The organism is Saccharomonospora saliphila YIM 90502 (genome assembly GCF_000383795.1).
Classification (GTDB): Bacteria; Actinomycetota; Actinomycetes; order Mycobacteriales; family Pseudonocardiaceae; genus Saccharomonospora; species Saccharomonospora saliphila.
The window spans coordinates 5,885-12,137 of sequence record NZ_KB912620.1; the positions used below are offsets into that span (position 1 = coordinate 5,885).

At 71.1% G+C, this 6,253-nt stretch carries 8 protein-coding genes; 6 read left to right on the forward strand and 2 right to left on the reverse strand.

The genetic code is table 11. From position 1 onward, the window contains the following. Positions 1-414 (reverse strand): hypothetical protein (locus SACSA_RS21260; protein WP_019813418.1); only part of this gene is annotated, 414 nt, incomplete at its 3' end. 147 nt (positions 415-561) lie between these two features. Between SACSA_RS21260 and SACSA_RS0103145 the strand changes: the two genes are divergently transcribed. From SACSA_RS0103145 to SACSA_RS0103170, 6 genes are all read left to right on the forward strand, one after another. After that, a complete protein-coding gene (locus tag SACSA_RS0103145; RefSeq protein ID WP_019813420.1) occupies positions 562-1,032 on the forward strand; it encodes an SRPBCC family protein in 471 nt (156 codons plus the stop codon). 253 nt (positions 1,033-1,285) lie between these two features. Then, on the forward strand, positions 1,286-2,290 hold the full coding sequence (gene gap, locus SACSA_RS0103150) for a type I glyceraldehyde-3-phosphate dehydrogenase (RefSeq protein WP_019813425.1): 1,005 nt from the start codon (positions 1,286-1,288) through the stop codon (positions 2,288-2,290). 9 nt (positions 2,291-2,299) lie between these two features. Continuing rightward, positions 2,300-3,502, forward strand: coding sequence for a phosphoglycerate kinase (locus SACSA_RS0103155; RefSeq protein ID WP_198008928.1), 1,203 nt, complete (start codon positions 2,300-2,302; stop codon positions 3,500-3,502). Next, complete coding sequence (gene tpiA / locus SACSA_RS0103160; protein WP_019813429.1) at positions 3,502-4,290, forward strand: triose-phosphate isomerase; 789 nt, start codon at positions 3,502-3,504, stop codon at positions 4,288-4,290. The genes SACSA_RS0103155 and tpiA overlap by 1 nt, the downstream gene beginning before the upstream one ends. Before the next feature lie 58 nt (positions 4,291-4,348). Beyond that, positions 4,349-4,579: a preprotein translocase subunit SecG gene (gene secG / locus SACSA_RS0103165; RefSeq protein WP_019813431.1), complete on the forward strand. Its 231-nt coding sequence runs from the start codon at positions 4,349-4,351 to the stop codon at positions 4,577-4,579. Positions 4,580-4,633: 54 nt separating this feature from the next. Then, positions 4,634-4,975: an RNA polymerase-binding protein RbpA gene (locus SACSA_RS0103170; RefSeq protein WP_028661483.1), complete on the forward strand. Its 342-nt coding sequence runs from the start codon at positions 4,634-4,636 to the stop codon at positions 4,973-4,975. 101 nt (positions 4,976-5,076) lie between these two features. Here SACSA_RS0103170 and SACSA_RS0103175 read toward each other — a convergent pair. After that, on the reverse strand, positions 5,077-6,253 hold a 1,177-nt coding region (locus SACSA_RS0103175; protein ID WP_408640266.1), incomplete at its 5' end, for a sensor histidine kinase.

The window sequence follows — 6,253 nt, forward strand, 5'->3', positions numbered from 1 at the left end:
GCGGCCCACGTCGGCCGGGGTGGCCTCGTGACCGGGCATGCCCGGTGTGCGCCGGGTGCGCTTGAGCTCGGCCTCGTGGGCGTGCCTGCGGCCCGGGGTGAGCGCCCGGGCCTGCTCGGCGAGGTGCCGGAACGGACGGTAGTAGGTGTCCTCGTAGTCCTCGACCACCTGGTAGGTCCAGCGGCCCGGCAGCACGTTCCGGCCGAGTATCTCCCGGTCCAGCCGGGCGGCGAGGTCGTGGTGCCCGGCCTCGCGCAGCAGCTCGACGGCCTCCTCGACGGTGAAGTCGGCGGTGCCGGTGAGGCGGTGAAAGGCGTACAGGTGCCCGCGCGCCTCCTCGACCGCCTCAAGGGCCTCGGTCACCTTGCCCACCGCCCGCACGGTCGCCGGGTCCGGCTCCGATGTGTCTGCCATGCGCGCACGGGTACCCGTTGGACACGCGGTGATGCACCCGCGACGTCGGCCGTCGCCGAGACGGCGGGCGCGTGGCGCGCGCCGCGCGAGGACCCGGCCGGGACCCGCCCGGCCGGAACCGGAGAGTGCGAAGGAGGGAGCCTCGACGTGAGCACCGTGACGAAGGCCGTGGACGTGGACGTGCCGCTGTCGGCCGCGTACAACCAGTGGACCCAGTTCGAGTCGTTCCCCGAGTTCATGGAGGGCGTGGAGCGGGTCCGCCAGCTCGACGACACCCACACCCGCTGGACCACCCGGGTCGGTGGGGTCACCCGCGAGTTCGACGCCACCATCACCGAGCAGCACCCCGACGAGCGCGTCGCGTGGGCCTCCGACTCCGGTCCCCGGCACGCGGGTGTGATCACGTTCCACCGGCTCGACCCCGAGCGCACGCGCGTCACGGCGCAGATGGACATCGACCCGGAGGGGTTCCTCGAGAAGGTCGCCGACCGGGCGGGTCTGCTCGAACGCCGCGTCGACGAGGACATGCACCGGTTCAAGGAGTTCATCGAACGGCAGGGCCGGGAGACCGGCGCGTGGCGGGGCGACGTCGGCCCGCCACCCACCTCGGGGTCCTGACCCGGAGGCCGGCCCGCGCGGTCCGGGAGGAACGCAGACGGACGGGGATTGCCCGGTCGCGGGTGTCGATTTCCGTGGGTCTCCCGGGATAAGATGACCCGGTACTTAATCGATTCTCCTGGTCGTCGTGGTGGGCCACATCTCGTACCGGGGTACTCGGATAGCCCCTGGCCAGCACGCTAGGGTGACGGGTGAACCCGAAGAGTGTCAGCCCGGGCGACGACCGGGCCGAGCCCCCGAGGAGAGCAGAGCAGTGACCGTTCGCGTAGGCGTCAACGGCTTCGGCCGGATCGGCCGCAACTTCTTCCGTGCCGTGCAGGCCGGCGGCCACGATGTCGAGGTGGTCGCCTTCAACGACCTCGGCGATGTCGCCACGATGGCGCACCTGCTCAAGTACGACAGCGTCCTTGGCAGGCTGAGCGAGGAGGTCACCACCAACGACGAGGGCATTGTCGTCGGCGGCAAGACCATCAAGGCCCTCGCCGAGAAGGACCCGGCCAACCTGCCGTGGGGCGAGCTCGGAGTCGATGTCGTCGTCGAGTCGACCGGCTTCTTCACCAACGCCGAGGCGGCCAAGGCCCACATCGCCGCGGGCGCCAAGAAGGTGATCATCTCGGCCCCGGCCAAGAACGAGGACCTCACCGTGGTCCTCGGTGCCAACGACTCCGCCTACGACGGATCGCAGACCATCATCTCGAACGCCTCCTGCACCACCAACTGCCTGGCGCCGCTGGCGAAGGTGCTGCACGACGAGTTCGGCATCGAGCAGGGCCTGATGACGACCGTGCACGCCTACACCGCCGACCAGAACCTGCAGGACGGCCCGCACAAGGACCTGCGCAGGGCGCGGGCGGCCGCGCTGAACATCGTGCCGACCTCCACCGGCGCCGCGAAGGCGATCGGGCTGGTGCTGCCGGAGTTGAACGGCAAGCTGGACGGGTACGCGCTGCGCGTGCCGGTGCCGACCGGCTCGACCACCGACCTGACCGTGAGCCTGTCGAAGAGCGCCTCCGTCGAGGACGTCAACGCCGCCTACCGCGCCGCCGCCGAGGGGCCGCTGCGGGGCATCCTGCGCTACAGCGAGGAGCCGATCGTCTCCTCCGACATCGTCACCGACCCGGCCTCGTGCATCTACGACGCGCCGCTGACCAAGGTGACCGGCAACCAGGTCAAGGTCGTCGGCTGGTACGACAACGAGTGGGGCTACTCGAACCGCCTCGCGGACCTGGTCAAGCTCGTCGGCTCGAAGCTGTCCTGATCCATGCCGGTGACGACACTCGACGACCTGGTCGGCGAGGGCGTCTCGGGTCGGCGCGTGCTCGTGCGCGCCGACCTCAACGTCCCGCTGGACGGAGAAGAGATCACCGACGACGGCCGTGTGCGTGCCGCGCTGCCCACCATCGAGCGCCTCGCCCGTGCGGGCGCACGCGTCGTCGTGGCGGCGCACCTGGGCAGGCCGAAGGGCGCACCGGAGGAGAAGTACTCGCTGCGGCCGGTGGCGGCCCGGCTCGGTGAGCTGCTCGGCGCTCGGGTCGCCCTCGCGGGCGACGTCGTGGGCGAGGGAGCGCGGTCCACCGTCTCCGCTCTGGCCGACGGGCAGGTCGCACTGTTGGAGAACGTGCGTTTCGACCCGAGGGAGACCAGCAAGTCCGCCGACGAGCGCGCGGAGCTGGCCCGGGAACTCGCCGAGCTGACCGGCCCGGACGGTGCCTTCGTCTCCGACGGGTTCGGCGTGGTGCACCGCGAGCAGGCCTCGGTGTACGAGGTGGCGCGCGTGCTGCCCGCCTACGCGGGCGGGCTCGTGCTCTCGGAGCTGGAGGTGCTGCGCACCCTGACCGGCGACCCCGAGCGTCCCTACGCGGTCGTGCTCGGCGGGTCCAAGGTCTCCGACAAGCTGGCCGTGATCGAAGCGCTGCTGCCCAAGGTCGACCGGCTGCTCATCGGTGGCGGGATGTGCTTCACCTTCCTCGCCGCACAGGGCCACGGCGTCGGCTCGTCGCTGCTGGAGAAGGACATGGTCGAGGTGTGCGAGCGACTGCTCGCCGAGGCCGGGGGCAAACTCGTGCTGCCGGTCGACGTCGTCGCCGCCGACGCCTTCTCCGCCGAGGCGAACACGCGCACCGTGCCCGCCACCGGGATCGAGGACGGGTGGATGGGCCTGGACATCGGTCCCGAGACGGTGACCGAGTTCTCGGCCGCGATCTCGTCGGCGCGCACGCTGTTCTGGAACGGCCCGATGGGCGTGTTCGAGATGGCACCGTTCGCCGAAGGCACCCGGGGCGTGGCGCGGGCCATCGCCGACTCAGGGGCGTTCAGCGTGGTCGGTGGTGGTGACTCGGCGGCGGCCGTGCGGGTGCTGGGGCTCGACGAGGACGGGTTCTCGCACATCTCCACCGGCGGGGGCGCCTCGCTGGAGTATCTCGAGGGCAAGGACCTGCCCGGCGTCGCCGTGCTGAGTGAGGAGCAGTGATGGGCAGCCGCAAGCCGCTGATCGCGGGCAACTGGAAGATGAACCTCAACCACCTCGAGGCCATCGCCCTGGTGCAGAAGATCGCCTTCTCACTGCCGGAGAAGTACTTCGCCAAGGTCGATGTGACGGTGCTGCCGCCGTTCACCGACCTGCGCAGCGTGCAGACCCTGGTGGACGGCGACAAGCTGTTGCTCAGCTACGGCGGGCAGGACCTCTCGCCGCACGACTCCGGCGCCCACACCGGTGACGTGTCCGGCGCGATGCTTGCCAAGCTCGGCTGCACCTACGTCGTCGTGGGGCACTCGGAGCGGCGCGAGCACCACGGCGAGAGCGACGAGGTCGTCAACAAGAAGGTGCGCGCGGCGCTCAAGCACGAGCTGAGCCCCATCCTGTGCGTCGGGGAGCCGCTGGAGGTCCGCGAGTCGGGCGGGCACATCGAGCACACCACCACGCAGCTGATCGAGGCGTTGAAGGGCCTCAAGGTCGACCAGGTGCGCGAGGTCGTGGTGGCCTACGAGCCCGTGTGGGCGATCGGCACCGGCCGTGTGGCCACCCCGGCCGACGCCGAGGAGGTGTGCGCGGCACTGCGGTCGGCGCTGGCGGGCAAGTACGGTGACGAGCTGGCCGAGCGAACGCGGGTGCTCTACGGCGGATCGGTGAAGTCGAACAACATCGCGGAGTTGGTCAAGTCCGACAACGTCGACGGCGCGCTCGTCGGTGGTGCCAGCCTGGACGGCGAGGAGTTCACCAAGCTGTGCGCGCTCGCGGCGGGTGGACCGCTACCCTGACCGGTGCGCACCCTGCGCTACCCTGGAGTCCCGCCACCCGCAGTATTCAGAGGATGACATGAAGCTGTTCCTGCAAATCCTGTTGATCGTGTCCAGCGTGTTGCTGATCGTCGCGGTGCTGTTGCACCGGGGACGTGGCGGCGGGCTGTCCTCCCTGTTCGGCGGCGGGACGCAGTCGAGTCTGTCCGGATCGAGCGTGGCGGAGAAGAACCTGGACCGCATCACGCTCGGTCTCGGTGCGGTGTGGCTGATCGCCATCGTCGGGCTCGGACTGCTGGTGAAGATCTGATCGGTCCCGGCGCGCCCGCGCGGGCGCGCCGACTTCCTGGTGGGGTGACGAGTCATGGTTGGCGGTAACGCGATACGAGGCACGCGGGTGGGAGCGGGCCCCTCCGGCGAGTCGGAGCGCGGGGAGGCCGCTCCGCGCCGCCGGATCTCCTACTGGTGTGCCAACCGGCACGAGTCCCGCCCGTCCTTCGCGACGGACGCGGAGATCCCGGACGAGTGGGAGTGCCCGCGCTGCGGCCTCCCGGCGGGCAGGGACGAGCAGAACCCGCCCGCGGCTCCGCGCACGGAGCCGTACAAGTCGCACCTGGCCTACGTCAAGGAACGCCGCAGCGACGCCGACGGTGAGAGAATCCTCGCGGAGGCGTTGGAGCGCCTGCGCCGCCGCCGCGAGATCTGACACGACGGCTCCGCATGCACGGCCCCCTTTCCTCGCGTGGGAAAGGGGGCCGTTGTCGTGCGGAGTGCGGCGAGGGGAGGACCCGGCGTGGTGATCCGGGCTCACGCCAGCGGATAGTGGGCGTGGACCCGGAAGCCGCCGTCCTCGGTCGGACACGACTCGACCGTGCCCCCGAGCAGGCGCGCCCGCTCGGCCAGTCCGGCGAGGCCGTAACCGCCCCCTGAGGGCAGCGGCGTCTCGCCCCGGGAGCACGGCGGTTCGTTGCGGATCTCGACACACAGCCCGTCCGCGCTGGTGTCGAGCCGCACGAACGCGGTGGCGCCGGGCGCGTGCTTGCGCACGTTGGTCAGGCTCTCCTGCACGGTGCGGTAGGCCGCGGCCGACACCGGCTCCGGGACCGCATCGGGCGGCCCGTCGCCGGTCAGCCGTACCGGCACGCCCGCGTTCCTGATGAGATTGTCGAGGTCGCGCAGGTCCGGCTGGGGACAGTCGCCGTTCTCGGACCGCAGTACGCCGAGCAGTGTGCGCAGTTCTTCCAGCGTCCGGGTGCTCAGCGTGCGGATCGTGGTCGCGGTGCGCGCGGTGTTGTCGTCCGATGCCGAGGCCGACAGCGCCGCGGCCTGCATCGCGATGAGCGTGATGTCGTGGGAGACGCCGTCGTGCATTTCGCGGGCGAGCCGGGCGCGCTCCTCCGCCCGCACGGCCTGGGCGTGCAACTGGCGCTCACGGTCCCTGCTGGCGGCCAGCTCGGCGAGCCGGGTCGCCAGCTCGGACCTGGCCCCGATCAGCAGGCCGATCGCGATGGGCATCCCCGCCACGATCACCCCGTAGATCGCGTCGAGCACGTGCATCCGCCACGAGAGAGCGGCGAACTCCGGCCACGGCCACAGGAAGAAGCGGCACAACCACACCAGGACCGCGCCCACCCACACGTGCCAGTGGAACTGCTTGCGGGTGGCGAGTGACCCGAGCGCGATCATGACCGCGAGCTGCGCCCAGCCCGCGAGGAAACCGGGTACGGCCAGCAGCAGCGCCACGAACGGCAGCGGCCTGCGCAGGAGTAGCGCGACACAGCTCGCGGCCGACAGCCACACGGTGTAGCGCGGTGCGCCCTCCGGGATGACCAGCCAGACGTCGAGGACCGCGACCACGACGAAGGCGAGGTCCACGGCCCAGCGCGCCGGGCCGGGGTGTCGTCGCAGGAGGGTGTCGGTACCGGGCGAGGTCGCACGCTCGGATCGCGTCCCGTCGGCCGGCTCGGGGCGGTCGGACGGCGCC